26 protein-coding genes are annotated in these 23,054 nt (G+C 69.9%); 9 read left to right on the top strand and 17 right to left on the bottom strand.

Annotated elements, in window-relative coordinates; translation table 11 throughout:
• Positions 1–12: 12 nt before the first annotated feature.
• Positions 13–432, bottom strand: a complete 420-nt coding sequence (locus tag J8N05_RS41945; protein WP_210892585.1) for a winged helix-turn-helix transcriptional regulator — start codon at positions 430–432, stop codon at positions 13–15.
• An 87-nt stretch (positions 433–519) separates the two neighbouring features.
• Here J8N05_RS41945 and J8N05_RS41940 point away from each other — a divergent pair, with 87 nt between their 5' ends.
• Together J8N05_RS41940 and J8N05_RS48075 are read left to right on the top strand one after the other, a co-directional pair.
• The gene (locus J8N05_RS41940) at positions 520–1,377 is read left to right on the top strand and encodes an NAD(P)H-binding protein (protein WP_210892583.1); all 858 of its coding nucleotides are present in this window, start codon (positions 520–522) and stop codon (positions 1,375–1,377) included.
• Positions 1,378–1,456: 79 nt separating this feature from the next.
• The gene (locus J8N05_RS48075) at positions 1,457–2,032 is read left to right on the top strand and encodes a helix-turn-helix domain-containing protein (RefSeq protein ID WP_210892581.1); all 576 of its coding nucleotides are present in this window, start codon (positions 1,457–1,459) and stop codon (positions 2,030–2,032) included.
• 82 nt (positions 2,033–2,114) lie between these two features.
• On the opposite strand, the gene J8N05_RS41930 is transcribed toward J8N05_RS48075, so the two are convergent.
• The 7 genes from J8N05_RS41930 to J8N05_RS41900 all read right to left on the bottom strand — a co-directional run bounded on the left by J8N05_RS41930 (position 2,115) and on the right by J8N05_RS41900 (position 8,721).
• The gene (locus J8N05_RS41930) at positions 2,115–2,327 is read right to left on the bottom strand and encodes a hypothetical protein (RefSeq protein WP_210892580.1); all 213 of its coding nucleotides are present in this window, start codon (positions 2,325–2,327) and stop codon (positions 2,115–2,117) included.
• An 84-nt stretch (positions 2,328–2,411) separates the two neighbouring features.
• The gene (locus J8N05_RS41925) at positions 2,412–4,430 is read right to left on the bottom strand and encodes a caspase, EACC1-associated type (protein WP_247706906.1); all 2,019 of its coding nucleotides are present in this window, start codon (positions 4,428–4,430) and stop codon (positions 2,412–2,414) included.
• Positions 4,427–4,783, bottom strand: coding sequence for an effector-associated constant component EACC1 (locus tag J8N05_RS41920; RefSeq protein ID WP_210892578.1), 357 nt, complete (start codon positions 4,781–4,783; stop codon positions 4,427–4,429). Before J8N05_RS41920 ends, J8N05_RS41925 begins: the two co-directional genes overlap by 4 nt.
• A gap of 235 nt (positions 4,784–5,018) precedes the next feature.
• A complete protein-coding gene (locus tag J8N05_RS41915; RefSeq protein ID WP_210892577.1) occupies positions 5,019–5,237 on the bottom strand; it encodes a hypothetical protein in 219 nt (72 codons plus the stop codon).
• A 155-nt stretch (positions 5,238–5,392) separates the two neighbouring features.
• Positions 5,393–6,772, bottom strand: coding sequence for an MFS transporter (locus J8N05_RS41910; RefSeq protein WP_210892575.1), 1,380 nt, complete (start codon positions 6,770–6,772; stop codon positions 5,393–5,395).
• Between the two features lie 246 nt (positions 6,773–7,018).
• On the bottom strand, positions 7,019–7,474 hold the full coding sequence (locus tag J8N05_RS41905; RefSeq protein WP_210892573.1) for an RpiB/LacA/LacB family sugar-phosphate isomerase: 456 nt from the start codon (positions 7,472–7,474) through the stop codon (positions 7,019–7,021).
• 251 nt (positions 7,475–7,725) lie between these two features.
• A complete protein-coding gene (locus J8N05_RS41900; RefSeq protein WP_210892571.1) occupies positions 7,726–8,721 on the bottom strand; it encodes a LacI family DNA-binding transcriptional regulator in 996 nt (331 codons plus the stop codon).
• A 209-nt stretch (positions 8,722–8,930) separates the two neighbouring features.
• Between J8N05_RS41900 and J8N05_RS41895 the strand changes: the two genes are divergently transcribed.
• Positions 8,931–9,365: a VOC family protein gene (locus J8N05_RS41895; protein ID WP_210892569.1), complete on the top strand. Its 435-nt coding sequence runs from the start codon at positions 8,931–8,933 to the stop codon at positions 9,363–9,365.
• Positions 9,366–9,454: 89 nt separating this feature from the next.
• Here the strand turns inward: J8N05_RS41895 and J8N05_RS41890 are convergent, their stop codons facing one another.
• Positions 9,455–10,435 carry a VOC family protein gene (locus J8N05_RS41890; RefSeq protein WP_210892567.1) on the bottom strand — a complete coding sequence of 327 codons (981 nt, stop codon included), beginning with the start codon at positions 10,433–10,435 and terminating at the stop codon, positions 9,455–9,457.
• Between the two features lie 201 nt (positions 10,436–10,636).
• On the bottom strand, positions 10,637–11,227 hold the full coding sequence (locus J8N05_RS41885) for a TetR/AcrR family transcriptional regulator (protein WP_210892565.1): 591 nt from the start codon (positions 11,225–11,227) through the stop codon (positions 10,637–10,639).
• 89 nt (positions 11,228–11,316) lie between these two features.
• On the opposite strand from J8N05_RS41885, the gene J8N05_RS41880 reads away from it, so the two are divergent.
• Positions 11,317–12,261, top strand: a complete 945-nt coding sequence (locus J8N05_RS41880; RefSeq protein WP_210892563.1) for an alpha/beta fold hydrolase — start codon at positions 11,317–11,319, stop codon at positions 12,259–12,261.
• Positions 12,262–12,386: 125 nt separating this feature from the next.
• On the opposite strand, the gene J8N05_RS41875 is transcribed toward J8N05_RS41880, so the two are convergent.
• Positions 12,387–12,623, bottom strand: a complete 237-nt coding sequence (locus J8N05_RS41875; protein WP_210892561.1) for a hypothetical protein — start codon at positions 12,621–12,623, stop codon at positions 12,387–12,389.
• Positions 12,624–12,679: 56 nt separating this feature from the next.
• The gene (locus J8N05_RS41870) at positions 12,680–13,345 is read right to left on the bottom strand and encodes a TetR/AcrR family transcriptional regulator (protein WP_210892559.1); all 666 of its coding nucleotides are present in this window, start codon (positions 13,343–13,345) and stop codon (positions 12,680–12,682) included.
• Positions 13,346–13,454: 109 nt separating this feature from the next.
• Between J8N05_RS41870 and J8N05_RS41865 the strand changes: the two genes are divergently transcribed.
• The 4 genes from J8N05_RS41865 to J8N05_RS41850 all read left to right on the top strand — a co-directional run bounded on the left by J8N05_RS41865 (position 13,455) and on the right by J8N05_RS41850 (position 16,972).
• Positions 13,455–14,402 (top strand): SDR family NAD(P)-dependent oxidoreductase, encoded by a 948-nt coding sequence (locus tag J8N05_RS41865; protein WP_210892557.1) that lies wholly within the window; start codon positions 13,455–13,457, stop codon positions 14,400–14,402.
• 214 nt (positions 14,403–14,616) lie between these two features.
• Entirely contained in the window at positions 14,617–15,423 is an 807-nt protein-coding gene (locus J8N05_RS41860) for a hypothetical protein (protein WP_210892554.1), read from the top strand.
• Positions 15,424–15,471: 48 nt separating this feature from the next.
• Positions 15,472–16,209 carry a class F sortase gene (locus J8N05_RS41855; protein WP_308287090.1) on the top strand — a complete coding sequence of 246 codons (738 nt, stop codon included), beginning with the start codon at positions 15,472–15,474 and terminating at the stop codon, positions 16,207–16,209.
• A gap of 73 nt (positions 16,210–16,282) precedes the next feature.
• Complete coding sequence (locus J8N05_RS41850) at positions 16,283–16,972, top strand: O-methyltransferase (RefSeq protein ID WP_210892552.1); 690 nt, start codon at positions 16,283–16,285, stop codon at positions 16,970–16,972.
• Between the two features lie 85 nt (positions 16,973–17,057).
• Here the strand turns inward: J8N05_RS41850 and J8N05_RS41845 are convergent, their stop codons facing one another.
• Complete coding sequence (locus J8N05_RS41845; RefSeq protein WP_247706905.1) at positions 17,058–17,819, bottom strand: helix-turn-helix transcriptional regulator; 762 nt, start codon at positions 17,817–17,819, stop codon at positions 17,058–17,060.
• A 55-nt stretch (positions 17,820–17,874) separates the two neighbouring features.
• On the opposite strand from J8N05_RS41845, the gene J8N05_RS41840 reads away from it, so the two are divergent.
• Positions 17,875–19,206 (top strand): MFS transporter, encoded by a 1,332-nt coding sequence (locus J8N05_RS41840; protein WP_210892550.1) that lies wholly within the window; start codon positions 17,875–17,877, stop codon positions 19,204–19,206.
• A 15-nt stretch (positions 19,207–19,221) separates the two neighbouring features.
• On the opposite strand, the gene J8N05_RS41835 is transcribed toward J8N05_RS41840, so the two are convergent.
• The 4 genes from J8N05_RS41835 to otnK form a co-directional block, all read right to left on the bottom strand.
• Positions 19,222–20,328 (bottom strand): DUF475 domain-containing protein, encoded by a 1,107-nt coding sequence (locus J8N05_RS41835; protein WP_210892549.1) that lies wholly within the window; start codon positions 20,326–20,328, stop codon positions 19,222–19,224.
• A gap of 63 nt (positions 20,329–20,391) precedes the next feature.
• Entirely contained in the window at positions 20,392–20,877 is a 486-nt protein-coding gene (rraA, locus tag J8N05_RS41830; protein ID WP_210892547.1) for a ribonuclease E activity regulator RraA, read from the bottom strand.
• A gap of 49 nt (positions 20,878–20,926) precedes the next feature.
• Positions 20,927–21,571 carry a 3-oxo-tetronate 4-phosphate decarboxylase gene (gene otnC / locus J8N05_RS41825; RefSeq protein WP_210892544.1) on the bottom strand — a complete coding sequence of 215 codons (645 nt, stop codon included), beginning with the start codon at positions 21,569–21,571 and terminating at the stop codon, positions 20,927–20,929.
• Positions 21,568–22,830 (bottom strand): 3-oxo-tetronate kinase, encoded by a 1,263-nt coding sequence (gene otnK, locus J8N05_RS41820; RefSeq protein ID WP_210892543.1) that lies wholly within the window; start codon positions 22,828–22,830, stop codon positions 21,568–21,570. Before otnK ends, otnC begins: the two co-directional genes overlap by 4 nt.
• Positions 22,831–23,054: the final 224 nt, after the last annotated feature.

The raw sequence follows: 23,054 nt of genomic DNA, 5'->3' as shown, positions 1-23,054 counted from the left end.
CGGCTCCCCGGGTCAGTGGATGTCGTGGTCGGGGTGGGTCCGGTCGTACGACTGCCGTGCTTCGGCGATATCGGCACGGTGGGCGAGGGACCAGTCGGCGAGCGCCTTGACCAGGTGCGTCAGATCGGCCCCCGTCCCGGTCAGGCGGTAGTCGACCTGGGCCGGAACCGTCGGATAGACGGTGCGCAGCACGAGTCCGTCCCGTTCGAGCCTGCGGACGGTCAGGGTGAGCATGCGCTGGGAGATGCCCTCGACGGCACGCTGCAGTTCCCGGAAGCGGCGCGGCCCGCCCGCGAGTTCGACGATCACGAGCACCGACCACTTGTCGCCGATGCGGTCCAGCACATCGCGTATCCCGCAGTCGGGGTGCTCTTCGAGGCCACAGGGGTCGAGAGGGGCGGGGGTGGTTACCCCGGTGTGCGTGAGTGACATCGAACTGCCTTCTTGTGGCCGGTGTGCGTGCGATCAAGGATCAAGCGTAGTGACCGACGAGAACCACGACGGAAGAGTGTGATGGGCATGATCTTGGTGACGGGAGCCGGCGGGAACCTCGGTTCGGCCACCCTGGCGGCGCTGCGTGCCGGTGGCGTCGCGGCGACGGGCGGCAGCCGCACGCCGGGGCCCGGGACGGGGGCTGAGACAGGGGCTGGGACGGGGCCCGGGACGATACACCTCGACTTCGACGACCGTGCGAGCCTCGACCTCGCCGGGGTGTCGACCTTGGTGCTGATCTCCGCCGGGTACGCGGAGGACGACCAGGTCGTCGGGCGGCACACGGCGGTCCTGGACGCCGCCGTGCGCGACGGTGTCGACCATGTCGTCTACACGAGCCTGACCGCGGCCGGCGACCATCTCGGGTTCGCGTCGGCGCACCGGGCCACCGAGCGCCTGGTCCGGGCGAGCGGACTCCACTGGACGATCCTGCGCAACGGTCTGTACGCCGAACTCTTCGGCAGCCTGCTGACATGGGCCGGCGAGGGGGTGGAGTCCGCCTTCGGGGACGGCGCCCTGGCAGCGGTCGCGCGGGAGGATCTCGCCGACGCCGCGGCGGCCGTCGCGGCGAACCCGGCCCGACACCGCGGCCGGGTCCACGAGTTGGTCGGCACGCCGATCACGGCAGCTCAGGTGGCCGACAGGCTGGGGGTTGCGCATCGTGCCATCGGCCTGGGGGAGTACCGGCGCAGGCTCCTGGACGAGACCCCGGGGCTGCTGCCGTTCCAGCCGCCCATGCTCTCGTCGATCGCCTCGGCCGTGCGGCACGGCTTCCTGGACGGCACCGCTCCCGATCTCACCGATCTCCTGGGCCGCCCGACCCGCGACCCACTGGCCGTGGCCGCCACGGCTGCGGCGGCCGCACGGCCGCGAGCGAGCCTCTAGCGGAACATCACCTTGCGCCGTACGGGTGTATTCGAGGATCCGGTCATCACATGACATGACACCCGGTTGTCGTACGGTCATGACGATCAACGTGCTTGCCGCACAGCACCCCATGCCCTCCCATCCACGCCGCCGGGACGGGAAGGCACCTCTGCCCGCTCCCGAGGAGCGCGCCCGGTTGCGCCGGGCGTGGCATCTCACCGACGCGCAGGTCGCCGCGGCCTTCGGAGTGACCGCGGCGACGGTGCGGTCCTGGGAGAGCGGCCGTACCACCCCGACCGGCCTGCGGCGGGCCGCCTACGCGGCCTTCCTCAGCGGGCTGGCCCAGGGCCTGGCTCCCGTCGCCGCGGGCGTTCCGGCGCCGCCATCGGCACGGCGGACGCTCAGTCCCGCGGCCCGGCAGCGCGTCAAGCGACCGGTCGGCCCCGTGCCGGTGTGCCCCACGGCCGTGGTCCCGCAAGCGGTTCCGCGGGCGAAGGGGGCACGCGTGGCCGAGCCTGGTCGGGGCCCGGCCTCGACCGTCCTCTCCGTGGGAGACAGACCCGACCCGGTGACGCCGGCGCGCTGCCGCAGACTCCGGGCCATGACCGCCGCGACAGGCCTCTGGGCGGTCTTCGTGCACCTCATGATCACCTCGCCGCCCCCGCACCTGTAGGGCCGAACCGCCTGGCCACGCCCCGCACCGGACGGTCGAAGGGACCGTCAGGAGCGGGGCCGGCCAACGCCGTTCCGCCGGATCAGCGCGTTCCGGCGCGGGGGCCGGGACGCGCCAGGCCCACGACGGCTCCGGCCACCAGCGCCAGGGCGGCGAGGCCGGAGAACAGGGGCAGCACGGCCATGCCGTCCCTCAGCTGACTTACGGCGCTGACCAGCAGAAGGACGCCGGCCAGCAGGTACAACGCGCTCAAGGGCCGACTCGTCGGGATCATCCGCCATGTGCGCTCACTCATGTCTGCCTCCAACTGGCTTCGTCTGCAACGCAGTTCACGTGCCCGAAGATCGAGAAGCCATTCCATGAGGGAGTCACCGCCCCCTTACGGCTTCAGGCGTACCGCCAGTGAGTACAGCCGGGTGATCTGGTCGCCGCTGCCGTTGTCGTCGGAGATCAGGTAGAGCGGGCGCCAGCCTTTGTAGCGGCCGGTTCTCCATTCCTTGCCCAGGGCCATGCCCTCCACGTTGTCCATCAGGGGGTTGTTGTGGTTCGAGGCGGGTGTGGCGACTGCGCCGGGGCCGCCGGCGGGGCAGGCGGCCAGGTCGAGAACGGGGGTCTCGTCGGCGAAGACGTCCGCCGGGAGTCCGTACAGGGAGTCCTCGTCGGTCACGTCGCGGGCTTGATCGAGGGACAGCTGGACGACACGCACGGCGGTTCCCAGGCTCGCCGTGTAGGCGCGTTCCAGAGCGAGGAGTCCGTCGTCGTTGTCGAGGGCCGCGAGCTCCACCAGGTGCATTCCGTCGCTGGCGAGATAGGCGTACTGCTTGTCCGGGGTGTAGGCGCCGCCGGGCTCGCCCGTGTAGCGCTGGATACGGATCAGGGCCCGGCCGCGCTGGTCACCGTCCTTGGCCAGGGCTGCTTCCCAGCCCGCGTAGAGATGCTTTCCGTTCGGTGAGAGGGCGAGGGACTCGATGCTGCGGCCGGTCTGTGCGCTGCCCTGCGGCCAGAACCGCAGGGCTTCGGGGATGGGGAAGTCCGCACCGAGCTGCTTGCCGGTGGCGATGTCGAAGCGGCGGATGGCAGGGCCGGTCTCGGAGCCGACCAGTACCGTCCGGCCGCCTTCTTCGAGGGCCATGCCCTCACCGTCGTACCACTGAGGAAACTTCTTGCCCGTCGCGCGGCGCAGCGTGTGCGCGGTGTCGGCGGTGGGGTTCAGGTCGAAGGGGCTGCCGAGGGTGAGAGGGAACAGCAGACCGGGGGAATTGTCGGCGAGTGCCAGCGCTTCGACCCCGTCCGGCCCTTCGGAGACGAGGGCGAGCGCAGAGAGCCCCTCGACGGCTTCGTAGTCGACGTTCTTCTTGTTCAGCGCGTCGGAATGGTCCAGGAGGACCGCACGGGGCGCGTCCGCGTCCGCCAGATGACCGCCGCAGCTGCCGGCCGCGGACGCGGGATGGTTCTGCTGCCACCAGTCGGCGGCGGCCGGTGCGCCGAGACCGACCGCGAGACCGGCCGCGCCGGCCGTCAGCGACCACAGGAAGGTGCGGAGCCGGCTGCGCCGCGGCCGGCCGATGATGAGGTCGGGCGTCGGGGCCAGCGGCGGCAGTACGGCGAGGTTACGGACGAAGTCCAGCCCGCCGACACCGTTACGGTCCTCGTCCTGGGGCTCCTGAGGCATTTCGGGCCGCATCGCCGTGATCCGCGCCTTGACGGTCTGAAAGATGGCGTGCAGTCCAAGCTTCGGAGGACCGTCCGGCAGGCCGTGGCGCAGGACGTCCACCAGCGCACCGGTGAAGACCGTGCAGCGTCTGGGGTCGGGGGCGTGCGAGGGCCGGTCGCGCGGCGCGGAGGTCATGACGTACGAGCCTTCGACTCCGCGCAGCGTCTCCACCGCCACCTGACCGCCCTGCCGTCCGCGGTCGACGCCCGTCATCTCGGTGAGCACTTGACCGCTGAAGCAGCAGTCGAGGATCAGGACGCGGCGCAGCGCGGGGCCCGTGTCACGGATGGCACGGCGTACGTCGCCGGACCGCACACAGGTGTCCGGCTGGTCTTCCACCGACCCGGGCAAGGTGAGAAGGAGCTGCTGTTCGTGGCGGTCGATGAGGCCGTGGCCCGCGTAGTAGACGATCAGCGTGTCCTCGGCGAGGAGCCCGGCCTCCCGGATGGGGCCTGCCAGGTCGGCCGGCGCGGCCGGGTTGGCCACCGTGATGATCCGGTCCTCGGGGATTCCCCAGATCTCCTCGTCGGTGAGCGCGGCGCGTAGTTCGACGAGGTTGTGGCGGACGCTGCGCAGCGAGTCGAGGAACGTGTAGTCGTCCACACCGATCAGCACGCAGGCGGAACGGCTGGGGTCGATGCCGTCGACTGAGATGGGGTCCGTGATGGTGCGGGGCGCGGTCACGTTCCGGGCTCGTCGGAGCTGCCGTTGTCCGGGGATTCGCCCTGGAGCCTGCGCAGGAGGGCCCCGGTCTCCGGCTGGTCCGCGCCGACTACCTGGATGGTGACGGGTGGCGCGGTGGGCCTGCGGCTCTGCCGCCAGGCGAGGTACGACAGAGGCAGTTGGAGGACACCGACCGCCGTAGAGATCACCGCCAGAACGGAGTCGAGTTCCGGGCCCATTCGTCCGGGCCTGTCGGTGACGGTCCGCTGTACTTGGACGAGACCGCGCAGCGCCCGGTCGTCCGTGAGCCAGCCCAGTAACGACTGCAGTACTTCCTGTTGATCCGGTCCCTCCGTCCTGAACCTGATTTCCAACCGCTTCTCCGTCGATCCCACCCCAGGAACCTCTGCCTCACGCACACCATCAGATTGGCACAATTCCCCGTTTGGCCGGAGTAGTTCGCAGAACTCCGGCAGCACCGCCTGCCCGGTGGTGACCACGCAGGCGAGATCGGCCGGGTGCGTTCTGGAGACGACGTCGGCCGGCGCGGGGCGGACACCACCGCCGAGCGAGGACCGCGTACTCCGTCCACATGGTCGAGAACCGGCTTCAGAACAGCTTGGGCTGATCGAGGGGCGGGGCCACGCTCTTTCGTGTCCGGGGGCGCGCGGCGGGCGTCTCGTCCCCGAACAGCGGCGGTGTGCCGTACTCGTCGGGTACGGCTGGGACGGCGGTCGGCCTGGCGGGCACGACCGGACGCACCGGCGCGTCCTGGTCGAAGTCGTCCGGAGTCATGCGCGTCCAGTCACGTCCGTGCTGCTCGCTCACTCGTCGTCTCCCGCCGCCGCTGCTGTCCGTGCCGTATCTGATTCTCACCCTTCCCGTCATCCATGCTCAGTGATCATGATCCGCCTGATTCCGAGCGAAACAAAGGCGGACGCCTCCAACTCACCGCTGTCAACGCGATGCTTACCGGTCCGCGTTCACCGGGAGGTCGACGGCAGGACTTCGCCCGTCGGTGTTCCTGAAGCGGTCCGGGCACGGTGTTCCTCTGCGACGAGGGCGAGCACGCGCTCCCGCTCATGGCGGCCCCAGGTCTCCTTGGTGACGAGGATGCCGACGAGGCCGATCACGGCCGCGCCGAGGTAGAGCAGCGCGGCGCCCGGCCAGCCGAAGACTCCCACCAGAGCGGCGGCGAGCAGGGGAGCGAAGCCGCCGATGGCCGCGGCGAGCTGGTAGCCGAGCGAGGCCCCCGAGGTACGGGTCGCGGTGCGGAACTGCTCGGTGAGCAGGGAGCCCTGGGTTCCGGTGAGGCATGCGTGGATGAGGCCGATGCCGATGATGAACACCGTGACGACCAGGGCGGGTCGGGCGGTGTTGGTGAGCAGGTACATCGGGAAGGCGAAGAGAATCGCCGCCGTACAGCCCGCGATGTACAGGGGGCGGCGCCCGATGCGGTCGGTGAGCGCGCCGGCGAGGAAGGTGACCGCGATGGCGAGGATGCTGGCTGCGGTGATCGCGCCGAGAGCGACGGACCTGAGGTCGGGATGACGGTCGGTGAGGTAGCTGAGCAGATAGGTCGCGGTGGAGTAGTAGGCGAAGGACTCGACGACGCGCAGGGCGATGACCCGCAGGATGCCGCGCCAGTCCTCGGAGAGCGTGGCGAGGAACGGGTTCTTCTCGGTGCTGCCGGTGGCTCGGGCTTCCTGGAACTCGGGGGACTCGGTGAGCCGGGAACGCACGATCAGCGCGACGATCACCATGACGGCGCTGAACAGGAAGGGGATACGCCACTGCCAGCTCCCGTCGAAGCTGGAGCTCCACGCGAACACACCGCTGGCCAGCGCGATGCCCAGAGGGTTGCCGGCCTGGGGTATCGCCGCGAACATACCGCGGCGGTGCCACGGCGCGTGCTCGTAGGCCATGGTGATCGCCCCGCCCCACTCGGCGCCGAACGCGAGGCCCTGGATCATGCGCAGGGCCACGAGCAGGATCGGTGCGAGCACACCCACCTGCCCGTAGGTCGGCAGCACACCGATGAGGAACGTGGCGGCGCCCATGACGGTCATGGCCGCGACGAGGACGGGTTTGCGGCCGTGCTTGTCGGCGAAGTAGCCGCCGACGGCGCCCCCGAGCGGGCGCATGACGAAGCCGACCGCGAGGGTGGCGAAGGAGAGCAGGGTGCCGACGAGCCGGTCGCTCTCGGGGAAGAAGACCGCTCCGAAGTAGAGGGCGGAGGCGGTGCCGTACGCGATGAAGTCGTAGTTCTCGACACTCGTGCCGAAGGCGGCGGCGACCGCGGTCTTGACGCGGTCCTTGGAGCCGAGCGCGCTCCGACGCGGGGTGGGGACGCTGGTGGACATGGGAGTTCTCCTTGAAGGGGCACCGGATCGGCTCCGGTGTCTGCGCGTGCGGAGGATCGGGCCGCGCGAGGGGGAGGCGGTGGACTCTCGCGACCGCGGATTCGGGCATGCCGAGGAGGCGCCTGGCGTGGTCGCCCGCAGGCAGGGCGTTCGTGACTTCGTGACTTCGGGACAGGGAACTCGCGGCAGGGAAAGGGAGAGCTGACCCGTGCAGGAGGGGAGGGCCTGGGCGGTTTCGGCGGCTCGTCAGGGGGCCGGGGTCAGGGCGTCGAGCGCGTTCAGTTTGGCGACGCGGCGGCGGGTTTCCTCGTCGTCGTCGAAGACGGCACCGAGGAACTCACGGACGATGTCGGGCACGAGCGCGTGGGGGACCAGCCAGGCCCCCATGGCGATGGCGTTGGCGTCGTCGTGCTCGACGGCCTGATGGGCGGAGTAGGGCTCGTGGGCGAGACCGCAGCGGACGCCGGGCAGCTTGTTGGCGGCCATGACGGCGCCCTGGCCGGTGCCGCAGACGAGCACGGCACGATCGGCGGACCCGGAGAGGACCACCTCGCAGGTGGTGCGGGTGATGTCCGGGAAGTCGACCGGGTCACCGCTGTGGGTGCCGCAGTCGATCACTTCGTGCCCGAGAGCCTCGATGGCCTGGCGGACGGTGTCCTTGAGCGCGTATCCGGCGTGGTCCGCGCCGAGGGCGACCTTCATGGGTTGTTCCTTTCAGGGCGGGCGCGCTGCGGCTCCGCCGGGTGGCGGACGGACGGTGCGGTGCGCGGCCGGGCGGGAGAGGGGTGAGTGCTGCGTACGGCGTCGGTGATACGCCGGACGGTCGGCTAAGAGCGGTCGACGGTCCTGACGGGGACTGTGCGCCGGCCGCCGGGCACCAGCGCGGTGCACGGCCGCACGGTCGTGGGAGTCGGCGGTCTCGCCGCCGGTGGCGCCGACGGTGATCCGGGTGCTCATCGGACGGCCGGCAGGGCGCGGTCGGCGAAGGTGGTGGGGACGCGTCGACCGGGGGCGGGGCGTCCGGCGATCAGATCGACGAGCCCTCGTACGCCGAGGCGGCCGATCGACGACGCGTCGTTGCGGACCGCGCTGATGGGCGGCGAGGCGAACTCGAACCAGTCGAGGTCGTCGAAGGAGACGATCTCGATACGGGCGGCCCGTTCCGCACCGAGCCGCTCGCGCAGCGCGCGCACGACGCCCAGGGTGGTCAGACCGTTCGCGCCGAACACGGCCGTGAAGGGAACATCGTGGTCGAGGATGCGGGACATGGCCTCGGCCGCTCCGCCCGCCAGGAAGTCACCGGCGTCCAGGAGCCGCTCATCGGTGTTGATGCCGTGCGCCTGACGCCCGGCGAGGTAGGCGGCCCGGCGCTCGGCGCCGGTGGAGATCGTGTCCGGACCGCCGACGAAGGCGACGTCGTGGTGGCCCCGGCTCCGCAGCCAGGCGAGCACCTGTTCCACGCCCTGCGCGTTGTCCGTGCCGTACAGCGGGGCGTCGACGCCCTCGATCCTGCGGTTGAGGAACACGAGCGGCAGCCCGGACGCGAGCGTGGCAGCGAGCTGCGGCGAGACGGTGCTCTGCGGCGAGAACAGCAGGCCGTCGATGCGTTGGCCGGCGAAGGTCTGCAGGTAGGCGTCGGCCTGTTCGGCGTCTTCGTTCGCATTGGCCAGCAGCACGGTATAGCCGTGGTGGCGGGCCTCCTGCTCGGCGGCGTGCGCCAGCTCGGAGAAGAACGGGTTGCGGATGTCCGAGACGAGCAGCCCCAGTACGTCGGTTCGGGCGCGCCGCAGAGAACGGGCCGGCCCGTTGGCGATGTATCCCAGTTCGGCCGCGGCGGCGAGCACGCGGGACCGGGAGTCGGCCGAGGTCTGGCTGCTGCCGCTGAGCACCCGGGACGCGGTGCCGAGCGCGACCCCCGCCCGTGCAGCGACATCCTTGATCGTGGCCACTCGCCCCACCTCCTTGTGGAAACGTTTCCATGAACTCGATGACTTTAAGATCGCACACCGATCCCGAAATGGGCAAGGTCCCTCCCGCATCTCTACCGAAGCCCCGCTCGCCGGTGCCCTCCCTCGCGTCCAGGTGCGCGACGGGTGGCGGGCGGATCCGCCTGAGGAAATGAGAGGCAGGTTCCTCTCGCGCGCGGTACGGTGCGCCGATGTCAGCGATCAAGAAGTTCCAAGTCACCTTCGACTGCGCGGAACCTGAGCGGCTCGCTCGCTTCTGGTGCGAGGTGTTGGGGTACGTCGCTCCGCCGCCACCGGAGGGATTCACCACCTGGGAGGACGCCAACAGCGCCCTGCCCCCTGAGAAGCGGGATTCATGGTTCGCTTGCAGTGACCCCTCGGGTGTGGGCCCGCGCCTTTTCTTCCAACGCGTCCCCGAAGGCAAGGTCGTCAAGAACCGAGTACATCTCGACGTCCGGGTCGGCACCGGGCTCGTGGGGGACGAGCGCCTCGCCACGCTCGAAGCCGAGTGCGCGCGACTGGTCGCGCTCGGCGCGACCCACGTGCAGACGTTGTACGCCGATGAGGAGAACGAGTCATGCATCCCCATGCTGGACATCGAGGGCAACGAGTTCTGTATCGACTGAGCATGTTCTGAGCAGGGTTGCCCATCCCGATGGCAACTGTCCGCACGCGCGTACAGCCTGTCCTGGCCGCGAAGGCGATCCCAGCGAGCTCAAGGGGCGGTGCGGAAGACGACAGCGGTGCCCAGGGCGGCCTCGGCCGGCACGAACATGTCGCCGGACGGTGTTTCGTGAACGGGAAGCCCGTTGCGGCGCAGCAGGTCGCTGGCGAGGGCGAGGTCCTGTACGGCCACGGTGCAGGCGACGAACGCCGGGAGCGCGGGCGGCCGCTCGCCCGGCAGAGCGGTCGCCAGACCCGAGAAGGTCACGAGTCTCAGGGCGGCGCCATCGAGGTCGAAGACGTGGGCGGGCCCCTCTTGCCGTGCAGGTCGGCCGAGGTACGTCTCGTACCGCTGCCGAACCGCGGCCAGATCGGCGTCGGCGGCGCAGAGCGTCGCCTCGACGAGTCCCACGGCGCCGTTGGGGTGGTTGAGGCGGCGGGCGCCTTGGACATCGGGGTCCAGGTCGGCGACGAAGCCCACCCGCCCCTCCGCGACCGTGCCAGGCCTGGCATCGGGCCCCTCGCCGTCGATCTCCAGATACCGGACCGTCTCCACCGAGTCCGCGCCCTCGGGTGCGGCTCGCCGCACTGTGTTGACCCCGCCGTGCCGTACGCCGGCGGCGGTCAGGCGCTCGGCTGCCGCGTCGATGGCGGGCGACGAGAACATGAGGATGTGCATGCCCTGAAAGCGGTCCAGGCACGCGGACAGGTTGGCGCTGGTCTCGCCGATCCGTTCCACAAGCAGGGACAACACCTCGGCCGGCGCCTCCAGAGGTACAAGATGTGTGTCGGCGGGCAACCCGGTGACGTCTCCTTCCTTCACCCGCGTGACGAGTTCGAGGAAGGAACTCGGGAAATCCGCATGCGTGTTGGCGGCTCCGAAGGCTTCGGGCGCCGCGCCCTCGCGGCGGGACATCGCCGGACAACTGGGCGGCGGAACGGCGAATCCCAGCCGCTCGTACAGGCTGATCGCCTGAGCCATGTCCTCGACGATGTGGCCCACGTGGTGGATGCGGGGGGTGTCGTGTCCCATGGCCGTCACCGTAAGGAAGGTGCTGTTACCGGTCAACGCGCCATCCACCGTGCGGGGTGGGGCAGTGTGTGTCACTGGAGCACTCATTGACGACCAGAACGTGACTGCATCAGTCCTGCAAGAACTCGCCTCGACCCAGGGCTGGAGGCGAGGGAGGAAAAGAGCCTGATGCACTCGTGGAGTCCGCGCGGCCACCAAGAACTAACTCCTGGCCTGCAGGGCCTGCGAGAGCGCGTTCATGCTGATGTCGATGACCGTACGGAGCTGCTCCTGGCTCGCCTTGCTCCTGCTCATCACGGCCAGCGACTGGTTGACCGCCGTCAGGTGGACCGCGAAAGCCTCGGCGTCGGCTTCGGCCAGCTGCGAGGCGTTCAGGGCGTTCCGCAGCCGCGCGTGCTGAGAGCCGAGCGCTTCCCTCGCGTGTGCGGCGATGGTGGGGCTGAGCACCGGGCCCGCCATCGCGGTCTGGGCGATCAGGCATCCGTCAGGTACTTCAGGGTCAGCGATGCGTCGCAGGGTGACCTCGAAGAACGCCCGTACCGCCTGGAGCGGTTCCTCGGGCGCACGTGAAAGCGCCTGGTCGTACCTGTTTCCGTACCGTGCGGCGTAGCGGTCCAGGCAGCGCAGGTAGAGCGAGTCCTTGTCGCCGAACGAGGAGTAGAGGGAACTGCGGTTCAATCCGGTCGTCCTGGAGAGGTCGTCGAGTGACGTGTCGGCGTATCCGGCCCGCCAGAACTGGACCATCGCCGCGTCGAGCGCGATGTCCACGTCGAACTGCTTCTTCCCGGCCATCCCGCACGCACCTCGTTCTTGGATCAGCTGTTGTGGCCCTGCCCATCCTATCTTGAACTGATCAGTTCAAGATGGAGTAGGGTCAAGGCATGAACGACGACGCCACAGCCTCGAACCGCTCCTGCGACCAGAACCCGGTCCCCGGGTTGCCGCTGTACGACCTCGCGGGTTTCACCCACCGCTGGATCGACGCGGAAGGAATCCGCCTGCACGCGGTGGAGGGCGGCCGGCCGGCCGGTCCCACCGTCGTCCTGCTCGCCGGATTCCCGCAGACCTGGTGGGCTTGGCGGAAGGTGATGCCGGGCCTTGCCGAGCGATTCCACGTGATCGCGATCGACCTGCCGGGGCAGGGCCACTCGGAGCGCCCCCGAGGGAGCTACGACACGCACACCGTCGCCTCGCGTGTCCAGGCTGCGTTGGATGCGATCAATGTGCCGAAGTACTGGCTCGTCGCCCACGACATCGGGGCCTGGGTCGCCTTCTCGCTGGCCCTGAAGTACGAGGAGCGCCTGCATGGTGTCGCTCTGCTCGACGCCGGCATTCCCGGAGTCACCCTCCCGGACTCCATCCCGACGGACCCCGAACGGGCCTGGAAGACCTGGCACTTCGCCTTCCACCTGGTGCCCGAACTGCCCGAGACCCTGCTCACCGGCCGCGAACGTGAATACGTCGGCTGGTTCTTGAAGGCCAAAACACTGTCCCCGAACACCTTCGACGGCGCCGAGATCGACCATTACGCCGCTGCCATCGCGGCCGAGGGAGGTCTTTCGGCGTCTCTCGCCTACTACCGCGACGCCGCGGAATCGGCGCGCAAGAACCATGACGCCCTCGAACGAGGGCACTTGACCGTCCCGGTCCTGGGAATCTCCAGCTCCCACGGCTCGATCCCCGACATGGCCGCGTCCATCGGCCCGTGGGCGGAGAACGTGACCGGCGCCTTCATCCCGGAGGCCGGACACTTCATTCCCGACGAGCAGCCCGACGCGACGGTGGACGCGTTGACCGCATTCATCGATCACCAGCCTGTCGAGTAGCGAGAGTGGAGCGGGGAGCGCGAGGAGCGCGTGACGCGCTGGTCAAGCCGTGACGTAGGCGAGATCGGGACCTGGCAAGAGGGTGGCTTCGGCGGTCCGTGTCGATCGTGCCGGTCCGCCGGCCGCTATGTGCGAGAGTCACGGTCCCGCAGGGCGCTGATGCCGCCACCGTCGTTGAAGTACTGATAGGCGTGAGCTTGGCGGCGCGCATCGCGTATGCCGTTCGTAGCCGTCGCTTCGATGCGCCGGCCTTCAGCGCTGGAATCGGTCCGGTGTCGCTGCCGACGCACCAGTACCGTCACGGCGGCTGTCCCGATGGACACGACCGCTGTCGCGGCCAGTAGCAGGTAGACCATCTTCACCCCGCGTTCACCTCGGACCGCGTCCACCATGGTCCGTCCCCGGCGCAGCTCAGCTGTCAGTTGCGCGGCAGCACGCCCAGGAGCGTTGCGGTCAGGGCCAGCTTCAAGGAGTCCTTCAGCTCCAAGTGGAAGCGGGCCAGGTCGGGTTCGGCCTGGTAGGCCGCCTGGAGGCTGGGTGGGGGTGTGCTGTACGCGGACAGGGCCCCGGCCAACACCATGGTCTGCAGGCTGAACAGCGTCGCGCTCTCGCCCAGCTCCGGCAGGTACTTCTGGATCAGGGCGGTCATGGTGGTCAGGCGGTCCAGGGAGGCGCGCTTGTAGCGTGCCACGACCTCGACGGAGACGTTGCGTTCGAGGACGGTGCCCTGTGCGCCGAAGAGGTCGCACAGCACCACTCGGTCGGAGAGTGAACTGCTGAGGATCTCGGCAGCCGCTTCCGCCCGCTCGGCCATGGGTCGATCTTCGTCGACGCCGGCGGCCAACTCGCCTGCCAGTTCCGTCAGCCACTCCTGGAGGAAGTGGTCCAGCAGTTCCAGCAGTACCGCCTCGCGGGACTCGAAGTAGCGCAGCACGTTCGGCTTCGCCAGGCCCACCCGGCGGCTCAGCTCGTTGAGGGTGACCGCGGCCACGGGCATCTCGTCGAGCATCGCCGACGCCATGTCGAGGATCGCCCGTCGGCGGATCTCCCGCTGCTCTTCGGTTCGCGCCCGCTGGAAAGTCACGATCACCAGCCTAACTTAGGTACCTGCGGTACGTTGACAACGTACCGAGAGTACTTTAATGTCGTCGGTGCAAGATACCTTCGGTACGTTAGCGAGTGAGGGGCCTGACATGGGCGACAAGTGGACGACGGCGAACATTCCGGACCAGCGCGGGCGGGTGGCCGTGGTGACCGGAGCCAACACCGGACTGGGGTACGAGACCGCCAAGGCCCTCGCCGAGCGCGGGGCGAGCGTGGTGCTCGCCGTGCGCAACGCCGAGAAGGGCGAGCAGGCCGCGGCCCGCATGACCGGCGACGTGAGCGTGCAGGCGCTGGACCTGACCTCGCTCGACTCCGTCCGGACTGCGGCGGCCGCACTGCGGTCCCGGTTCGACCGGATCGACCTGCTGATCAACAACGCCGGCGTGATGTACACCCCGAAGCAGACCACCCGGGACGGCTTCGAGATGCAGTTCGGCACCAACCACCTCGGCCACTTCGCGCTCACCGGGCTGTTGCTGGACCTGATGCTGCCGGTGCCCGGCTCGCGTGTGGTGACGGTCAGCAGCACCGGCCACCGCATCCGGGCCGCGATCCACTTCGACGACCTGCAGTGGGAGCGGTCGTACAGCCGGGTCGGCGCCTACGGTCAGTCCAAACTGGCCAACCTGATGTTCACGTACGAGCTGCAGCGCCGACTCGCCGCGCACGGCACCACCGTCGCGATGGCCGCGCACCCCGGCCTGTCCGGCACCGAACTCGCCCGCAACACCCCCGCGGCCCTTCGCCTCCCGCTCACCTGGTTCGCACCGCTGATCACCCAGACACCGGCGATGGGCGCGCTGCCGACCCTGCGCGCCGCGACCGACCCCGCCGCGCTCGGTGGCCAGTACTACGGTCCCGGCGGACGCAACGAGATCATGGGCCACCCCCGCCTGGTCACCTCCAGCCCGGAGTCGTACGACGCAGCTGTCCAGCAGCGGCTGTGGGCCGTCTCCGAGGACCTCACCGGGATGACGTTCCCCGTCGTTCAGCCCAAGCGGAAATTCTTTCCCTCCGGGTCGGCCACAACGATGTAGCGGATGGCGTCGGAGTCCACGGGCGCTCGCACTCCGGCCTCGCTCCGCGGGGATCTTCCAGGCCTATGTGACTCGGGGCTGCCGGGACGGCGGTGACTGTCGCTGAGATCCGTACCAATCCGTTTCGGAAGTGGTCTCGGATCACAGAGTGACAGCAATCGCTCGCGGTCTGATGACTGACTGTCACCAGGCTGTCCGGAAGGGATGTTCCCTCATGACGCACACGCGGATTCGGCAGCTGACCACGATCCTGGCGGTGCCCGCCGCCCTCACCCTCGCAGCGGCCACCCCGGCGTTCGCCCACGACGGCCACGGCTCGCAGGCGGAGGGCCACAGCTACCAGGTCGACCTCAAGCAGTTGAACGACAGCGGGGCGAACGGAACGGCCATGCTCCAGCTGGACGGCACCGAGCTGACCGTCAAGATCGAGGCGTCCGGCCTGGTCCCGGGCCAGCCCCACGCCCAGCACATACATGGCTCCACCAAGGGGCACGACTTCCACTGCCCCGACTCCAGTGCCGACAAGAACGGCGACGGAATCGTCACCACGGCCGAGGGGCTGCCCGCCTACGGCGACATCAACATCTCCCTGACCACCAAGGGTGACACGTCCAAGGACAGCGGCCTGGCGGTGGACCGGATGCCGGCCGCCGACAAGGACGGCAAGCTCTCCTACGAGCGCACGATCACCGTCTCGCAGCAGGTCGCCGACCACATCAAGGACCTGCACGTCGTCCAGCACGGCATCGACCCGAACGGCAACGGCAAGTACGACTTCGGCAAGGGCAAGAGCGAGCTGGACCCCAAGCTCCCCCAGGAGGCCACGGCTCCCGCCGACTGCGGCATGCTCCAGGGCGCGTCCGTGGGGTCCATGCCGTCCGGCGGCGTCGAGACCGGTTCCGGAAGCACCCAGGGCGTCGAGTCGCCCGGTGTGATGGCCGCCGGTGGTGCCGCGGTGCTGAGCGCCGGAGTCCTGTTCGCCGTACGCCGTCGGGCGCTGAGCGGTCGCCGCGAGGGATGACACCCATCAGCAGTGCGGCCGTCGGACGCCGAACGGAAGGAGACCGCGGTGAGCAGGCCCCAGGACGGTCCCGACACCCCACCGATGCCTGACGATCCTGCCCACGGCTCCCCGCAGGCCCCGGTACGCCGGGGTCTGCGGGGAGCCGTGCTGATCGCGGCCATGGCCCTGCTGGTGGTCGGCGGATCACTGCTGGCACTGGGCGCGGTACGTCAACAACCCGCGCCGCCCGCCGTGTCCGGCCCCACGGCACCCACGTCACCCGCAGCCTCGCCGCCGGGGCAGCGGGCCCCGCGGTCCGACGTGGCGACCAACCGGGTTACGCCGCTGCCCAGTTCCCCGCCCGTGCGGGTGAACATCCCCGCGATCAAGGCGTCGTCCGGCCTGGAACGCCTCGGGCTGGACGGGAAGAGCGCCATGCAGACACCACGGGACCCGGCGAAAGCAGGCTGGTACACGCCCGGCCCCACCCCCGGCGCCGAGGGGCCCGCCGTCATCGCCGGTCACGTCACCTGGAACGGCAGCCGCGCCGTCTTCTTCGACCTCGCCACCCTCGAACGCGGCGACACCGTCGACGTCGCCCGACAGGACGGCACCACCGCGCACTTCGCGGTCGACCGCGTGGCCCAGTACCCCAAGAACAAGTTCCCGACCATCGACGTCTACCGCAACATCGACCATGCCGGACTGCGCCTCATCACCTGCGGCGGCACGTACTCCAAGGCCCGTAACCACTACGCGGACAACGTCGTCGTCTACGCACACCTGACAGGCCACACACCATGAGCACGCGCTGACGTCCCAGGTCGAGCCATACAAGTTAGGGTGGGCTAACTTCGATCTCAGGAGGAACAGCGTGGTGGCAGACACCCCCCGACCCGACACCGACGGCCGACCGGACTCGATGTGGGTGGAGCGGCCGCCGTTCCACAGCCGGCTCATCAAGGACGAGCGGGTCCTCGGGGTGCTCGACGAGCTCTACGAGCGGGAGCGTCGCATCAACTGGGAGGAGTACGCCCATCATCCCGACCCGCGCCACCACGCCGGTACGGGGTTCTCACTCAGCCCGGAGCAGGGCGACCAGCTCTACCTGCTGATCCGGCACGGACGGGCGCGCCGCGTGGTGGAGTTCGCCACCTCCCTCGGCTTCTCCACCCTTTTCCTGGCGGCAGCCGTCCGGGACGGCGGCGGAGGCCGGGTGTACACCGCCGAACTCGTGCCGGAGAAGGTCGAGCAGGCGCGGGAGAACATCGCGCGGGCCGGACTCGCCGACCATGTGACGTTCTTCGAAGGCGACGCCTGCGAGACCCTCGCCGCCGCTCCGGAGGACATCGATTTCGCTCTCATCGACGGCTGGGAGCCGAAGGTCTCCTTGGACGTCCTGAAGGTGATCGAGCCGAAACTGCGGTCCGGCGCTCTGATCTACAACGAGAACCAGGACCGCGAGTTCCTCGACTACGTCCGGACTCCCGACAGCGGCTACCTCAACCTGCCACTCCTGAGCGGCTCCACCTACAAGCCACAGGGCGAACTCTCCCTCCGCGTCTGACCTCTGGCCCGCGCCCGTTCCGGCGGGAAGTCACCACCACGCTGGTGTGCGGGGACAGGAACGGCGGTGCCTCGTCTTCTGGGCCTCACGCTCCGGATTCGGTGCGGTACGTGCCCGGTGTCTGTCCCATGGTGCGGTTGAACGTGTCGATGAAGGCGCTGGTCGTCGCCCAGCCGCAGCGCCGGCCCGCCTCGCTGACGTTCGCACCCTCCGCCAGCAGCACCATGGCGTGGAAGACCCGCACATTGGTTCTCCACTGCGGGTACGTCATGCCCAGTTCGGTCCTGAACAGCCGGGCCAGGGTGCGTTCGCTCACGCCGATGCGCTGCGCCAACCAGACCGCGGTGCGCGGGTGTTCCAGGTCGTCGGTCACCAGCGCGCAGGCCTGCCGCAGGAGAGGGTTGCCGGGGATGGGCAGCGTCAGCGGCTCGATGAGCGCGCGCCGCAGCCGGTCCCGCAGGACGGCGCGGAGGCGGTCGGCCTCCGGCACGGGGAGGGACGGTTCACTGCACGCGATGATCAGTTCGCGGACCAGGGCGTCCACGGCCACGACGGCCGGCGTCCCGGAGTCGAGCAGGACGTCATGGACGGGGAAACCGAGGGTGTGCACGGAACTGTGCCCGTGCACCCGGTGCTGGTGCCAGGTCCCCGCCGGGATCCACATGGCGCGGGCGCTCGACGCCACCCAGGACGCCTCGCCCGTCTGGACCGCCAGGACACCGGCGCTGACGTACAGGAGCTGGTGATAGCCGTGCTGATGGCGCCCGATGACCTCACCCGCGAGATGTGCGTGGGTGGAATCCCTGGGCTCCCTGTCCATCTCTGCTGCCTGACCGTTTTCCGACATATGACGGCAGAATAACGGAAGCGACACGCCGTACGGCCCTGCGAGCGTGACGACCATGCCCACGACGCCGCAGCCCCCGCCCCTGGACCGCCGATCCTCCGTTGCCCCGCACTCGTTGAAAGCGCGAGTCGCCTCCGGTCTGCGCGGTGCCGCCCTCGACACCCGTCCGCTGGCGCATCCCGTCTTCCGACGGCTGCTGATCGGGCAGAGCGCGGCGTACATCGGGACCATGGTCACGGGAGTCACCATTCCCGTGCAGGTCTACGCGCTGTCGCAGTCGTCCCTGGCCGTGGGTCTGACAGGACTGGCCGGACTTGTGCCCCTCGTGGTGTTCGGGCTGTACGGGGGCGTCGTCGCGGACCGGTTCGACCGCCGCGTGCTGTACCTGGCGTCGGCGTTCGTCACCTGGGGGACGACGCTGGCGCTGCTGTTCCAGGCGGTCGCGGCGTTGCGATCGGTACCGCTGATCCTGGTTCTCGTGGCCGTGCAGGCCGGTGCGTTCGCCATGTCGTCCGCGGCCCGCGGCGCGATCATCCCCCGGGTCGTCCCGACCCCCTTGGTGCCCGCCGCGAACACCTTGTACTTCACCGCCGGCAACGTCGGGCAGGTCGCCGGACCGCTGGTGGCCGGCGCCCTGATCTCCCTGCCGAACGGCTACTGCTGGGCCTACGGCGCCGACGCCCTGCTGTTCTCGCTCCTGCTGTACTCGGCCTTCCGCCTCCCTCCGGTCAAGCCGACCGGTGCGCCGATCCGCGCCGGCGGGCTGCGGCCGGTCCTGGACGGGCTGCGCTTCATCGCGGCCGCCCCTGTGCTGTGGATGTCCTTCGCGGTCGACATCGCAGCCATGACACTGGCGATGCCGACCGCCCTCTTCCCGGAAGCCGCCCAGCTGCGGTTCCACGGCGGAGCGGGCCTGCTGTACTCGGCCATCGCGATCGGCTCGGTCGCAGCCGGGCTCTTCAGCGGATGGATCGGCCGGGTACGCCGTCAGGGGCGGGCGCTGGCTCTCGCGGTGGTCGTCTGGTCGGCGGCCGTCGCCCTCGCGGGCACGGTCCACCACCTCCTGGCCGCCGTGGTCCTGCTGGCCGTGGCCGGGGCGGCGGACCTGGTCAGCGCGGTCTACCGCCAGACGATCCTGCAGACCTATTCACCCGATGCCCTGCGCGGTCGGCTGCAGGGTGTCTTCACCGTCGTCGTCGCGGGCGGGCCCCGCCTCGGTGACCTGCGGGCCGGTGTCATGGCCTCGGCCACCGGTCTCGGCCTCGCATGGAGCGGCAGTTCACTGCTCTGCCTCGTCGTCGTCCTCGGCGCTGCGCTGCTCGTCCGACCGTTCTGGCACTACGACGTGACCTCCGCGCACGCCGACCACATGACTCGGCAGACCTAGGGTGCGCGGTGCCGATCACCCTGCGGCGGTTGTTGTGCCGTCCGCCTTGTTGCGGCGGACGGAGGACCAGAAGGACCAGGCGATGAGGACGACGCCGATGAGGCCGGTGATGGTCTCGTTGACCTCGAAGCGGATGGTGATCAGGAGGATGCCGGCGAGGGCGCCGATGGCGTAGTGGGCGCCGTGCTCCAGGTAGACGTAGTCGTCGAGGGTGCCCTGGCGGACCAGGTAGACGGTGAGCGATCGGACGTACATGGCGCCGATGCCCAGGCCCAGTGCCATCAGGACGATGTCGTTGGTGATGGCGAACGCGCCGATGACGCCGTCGAAGGAGAAGGACGCGTCGAGGACTTCGAGGTAGAGGAACATGAAGAAGGCGGCCTTGCCGACGAGGGCGCCGGCGGAGATCTCCTTGCCCTTGGCCCTGGCCTCCTCCTCGGCCTCGTGCTCGCGCTCCTCGGCCTCTTCGAGGCGGTTCTCGAAGAACCCGGAGAGGCCGCCGACGACGAGGTAGGTGATGAGGCCGGCGACGCCGGAGAGCAGGACGGTCTCGGCCTTGTCGGCGGAGCCGGCGTGCAGGTGGGCCTGCGGGGCCAGGAACAGTGCGGTGACGAGCAGGATGATCAGGGCGATGCACGCGGAGAGCATGTCGACCTTGCCGAGCTTGGCGAGGGGGCGCTCCAGCCAGCCCAGCCACTTGATGTCCCGGTCCTCGAAGATGAAGTCGAGGAAGATCATCAGGAGGAACATGCCGCCGAAGGCGGCGATCGACGGGTGGGCGTCGGTGACCAGTTCCTGGTAGCGGTCGGCGTCGTTCAGGGCGAGGTCGACCGCTTCGATGGGGCCGAGCGAGGCGCTGATCGCGACGATCACGACGGGGAAGACGAGCCGCATTCCGAAGACGGCGATCAGGATGCCGACGGTGAGGAAGATCTTCTGCCAGAAGGCACTCATCTTCTTGAGGATTCCGGCGTTGACCACCGCGTTGTCGAAGGACAGCGAGATTTCGAGGATGGACAGGATCAGCACGATCCCGAACGCGGTCCATCCGCCGATCAAAACCGCTGCGACCAGGCCGAGCGCGGTGACCGCGAACGACCAGCCGAAGGTTTTCAGAACCACTGGCTACCCAATCGTGAGGTTGGGGCCGTGGGCCCCGGATCGTAGGTGTGCTGTCGCTGGTGTCTACGCGGTGCGCGGGAGGAGCGCGATGCCGTCGTCGTCGGCGTGCAGGAGGTCGCCGGGGTGGAAGGTGACACCGCCGAAGGTGACGGGGACGTCGACGGTCCCGGCGCCGGCCTTGCTGCTCTTGCGGGGGATGGTGCCGAGTGCCTTGACACCGAGCCGGAGCCCGGACAGGGCGACACTGTCGCGCACCGCTCCGTGCAGGACGAGGCCGGCCCAGCCGTTGTCCTGGGCGGCCCCGGCGATGAGGTCGCCGACCAGGGCGGTGCGCAGGGATCCGCCCCCGTCGACGACGAGGACATGGCCGTTGCCGGGGGAGCGCAGCAGGTCGCGCAGCAGCCCGTTGTCCTCGTGGCAGGAGACGGTGCGGACGGGCCCGGCGAAGCCGCGGTGGGCGCCGAACTGACGGAACTGCAGGTCGCAGACGCGCAGTTCGGTGCCGTACTGGTCGACGAGGTCGGCGGTGGGGACGGGGGTGACTGTCATGGGAGTTCCTTCACTGTGAGGGCTGCCGCGCTCGCGGTTCATCCGGCCGTCAGGAGGATGGGGGTGCGAGCGCGGCAGCCTGTCCGGGGGAGAGGGGACGGGTGGTGTGCCCCCTCAGGAGGAGGTGCAGTTTGGCGGTCTCCTCCAGTTCCTCGATCGCGTCGGCGGCCTGTTCCATGGTCGTACCCGCGACGACGGGACCGTGGTTGGCGAGGAGGACGGCGTGGTGGGTACGGGCCGTGCGCTCGGCCAGTGGTTCGAGGCTGCTGTCGCCGGGGGCGTGGTAGGGGAGGAGCGGCAGGGCGCCGACGCGCATGGCGTAGTACGCGGTGAGCGGCGGAAGCACGTCGGCCGGGTCGACGTCGCTCAGGCAGGAGACGGCGGCGGCATGGGTGGAGTGCAGGTGGACGACCGCGTGTGCGCCGGGCCTGGCCCGGTAGAAGACGGCGTGCAGGAACGCTTCCTTCGTGGGTCGGGGGCCGTCCAGATGGACGCCGTGCAGGTCGGTACGGGACAGTTCGGCGGCTTCGACGGTGCCGAGGCTGGATCCGGTGGGGGTGAGCAGCAGACTGCCGTCGGCCAGGCGGACGGACAGGTTGCCGGTCGAACCGTGCGTGAGACCGCGGGTGAACAGGGAGCGCGCGGTGCGGACGACGAGGTCGCGGGCAGCCGACTCGTCGGCGTAGGCGGTCACTTGGTCTCCGTGAGAGCGCGGGTGAACAGGTCGGGGGCGCCGAAGTTGCCGGACTTGAGCATGAGAGCGAGGTCGCCCCTTGCGGTGGTGGCATAGGTCCAGGGCACGCCGGGATCGGCTTCCTCGCCGACGAGGACGGCCCTGACCCCGAGCGCGGTGGTGACGGCGCCGGAGGTCTCCCCGCCCGCGACGAGCAGTCGGCGTACGCCGCGGTCGACCAGGTGGGAGGCGAGTGTCCCGAGCAGTTCCTCGACCTGTGCGGCGGCTTCCGCCACGCCCAGCTGGGCCTGCACGGCGGCCAGTTCCTCGGGTGACGCCGAGGCGTAGATCAGGACGGGCCGGTCGCCGTCCTGTGCGTCGTACCAGGCCAGCGCCTCTCCGGTGACATCGCGGCCGGTGGCGGCGGCGAGGACGTCGAGGTGCAGGGAGGGCAGGTCGGCGGCGTAGAACTGGGCGATCTGTTCCAGGGTGCGGGCCGAGCAGCTGCCGGCCAGGACGGCGGCCCGGCCTCCCCGCGGCAGCGGTTCGGGTGCGGCGGTCGCGGCGGCGGGGTAGGCGTGTCCGAGCCCCTCGGCCAGGCCCGCGGCCCCTGCCACGACGGGCAGTTCGAGTGCGGCGGCGCCCAGGACGGCGAGGTCGTCGTCGGTGAGGGCGTCCGCGACGACGTGCCGGACGCCGGCCTGCCGGTGCGCCACCAGCGCGTCGCGGACGGCCTCCACCCCCTGGCGCACGGTGGGCCAGTCGATGAGGGCCACCTGGTGGGGGGTCTGCGCGGCCAGGAGGCGTACCAGCACGGGGTCCGTCATCGGGTTGAGCGGGTGGTGGCGCAGGGGCGAGTCGGACAGCAGCTGGTCGTGGACGAACAGGTGTCCCCGGTAGACCGTACGGCCGTTGGGCGGTGAGGCTGGGCAGTGCAGGGTGACGGCGGCGCCGGCGGCGTTCATGAGGGCGTCGGTGACCGGGCCGATGTTGCCCTTCGCGGTGGAGTCGAAGGTGGAGCAGTACTTGAAGTAGACCTGGGCGGCGCCCTTGGCCCACAGCCAGCGCTGGGCGGCCAGCGAGTCGGCGACGGCCTCGTCGGCCGGGGTGGAGCGGGACTTGAGGGCGACCACGGCCGCGTCGCAGTCCGCCGGGAGCACGGTGGTGTCGTCCGGGGTGCCGAAAACCAGTGCGGTGCGCAGGCCCGCCCGCCGGAAGGCCGCGGCGACATCGGTGCCGCCGGTGAAGTCGTCGGCTATGCAGCCGATGCGCAGGGTCATGGTCGGGCTCTCTCCTCGGGCGGCCCGTATCAAGAGGGACGCCTTGTCAGGGGGCGGGCCCCGTCAGGGGCGCGGGTAACTGCGCGACCGGCCTCCACCGGACCGCACATGACGGAGAACCGTGCGGACTGTACGGACTCCGGGCAGGCCGAGTGGGACAGGGGGCGGGCAGGACACCGGGAGCCGGGGCGGGCGACCGCTGGCGGCCCGCCCCGAGGCGGTGG

Source organism: Streptomyces liliiviolaceus (assembly GCF_018070025.1).
In the GTDB taxonomy this organism is placed as follows: Bacteria; Actinomycetota; Actinomycetes; order Streptomycetales; family Streptomycetaceae; genus Streptomyces; species Streptomyces liliiviolaceus.
This window is presented reverse-complemented; position numbering and strand designations above follow the sequence as displayed.

What these genes read in the sequence shown, in the direction of transcription:
- J8N05_RS41865 (WP_210892557.1), top strand. Translation starts at nt 13,455, where the DNA reads ATGGGCGACAAGTGGACGACGGCGAACATTCCGGACCAGCGCGGGCGG.
- J8N05_RS41885 (WP_210892565.1), bottom strand. Translation starts at nt 11,227, where the DNA reads ATGGCCGGGAAGAAGCAGTTCGACGTGGACATCGCGCTCGACGCGGCG.
- J8N05_RS41880 (WP_210892563.1), top strand. Translation starts at nt 11,317, where the DNA reads ATGAACGACGACGCCACAGCCTCGAACCGCTCCTGCGACCAGAACCCG.
- J8N05_RS41845 (WP_247706905.1), bottom strand. Translation starts at nt 17,819, where the DNA reads ATGTCGGAAAACGGTCAGGCAGCAGAGATGGACAGGGAGCCCAGGGAT.
- otnK (WP_210892543.1), bottom strand. Translation starts at nt 22,830, where the DNA reads ATGACCCTGCGCATCGGCTGCATAGCCGACGACTTCACCGGCGGCACC.
- rraA (WP_210892547.1), bottom strand. Translation starts at nt 20,877, where the DNA reads ATGACAGTCACCCCCGTCCCCACCGCCGACCTCGTCGACCAGTACGGC.
- J8N05_RS41905 (WP_210892573.1), bottom strand. Translation starts at nt 7,474, where the DNA reads ATGAAGGTCGCCCTCGGCGCGGACCACGCCGGATACGCGCTCAAGGAC.
- J8N05_RS41890 (WP_210892567.1), bottom strand. Translation starts at nt 10,435, where the DNA reads ATGGGACACGACACCCCCCGCATCCACCACGTGGGCCACATCGTCGAG.
- J8N05_RS41895 (WP_210892569.1), top strand. Translation starts at nt 8,931, where the DNA reads ATGTCAGCGATCAAGAAGTTCCAAGTCACCTTCGACTGCGCGGAACCT.
- J8N05_RS41930 (WP_210892580.1), bottom strand. Translation starts at nt 2,327, where the DNA reads ATGAGTGAGCGCACATGGCGGATGATCCCGACGAGTCGGCCCTTGAGC.
- J8N05_RS41910 (WP_210892575.1), bottom strand. Translation starts at nt 6,772, where the DNA reads ATGTCCACCAGCGTCCCCACCCCGCGTCGGAGCGCGCTCGGCTCCAAG.
- J8N05_RS41940 (WP_210892583.1), top strand. Translation starts at nt 520, where the DNA reads ATGATCTTGGTGACGGGAGCCGGCGGGAACCTCGGTTCGGCCACCCTG.
- J8N05_RS41945 (WP_210892585.1), bottom strand. Translation starts at nt 432, where the DNA reads ATGTCACTCACGCACACCGGGGTAACCACCCCCGCCCCTCTCGACCCC.
- J8N05_RS41840 (WP_210892550.1), top strand. Translation starts at nt 17,875, where the DNA reads ATGCCCACGACGCCGCAGCCCCCGCCCCTGGACCGCCGATCCTCCGTT.
- J8N05_RS48075 (WP_210892581.1), top strand. Translation starts at nt 1,457, where the DNA reads ATGACGATCAACGTGCTTGCCGCACAGCACCCCATGCCCTCCCATCCA.
- J8N05_RS41860 (WP_210892554.1), top strand. Translation starts at nt 14,617, where the DNA reads ATGACGCACACGCGGATTCGGCAGCTGACCACGATCCTGGCGGTGCCC.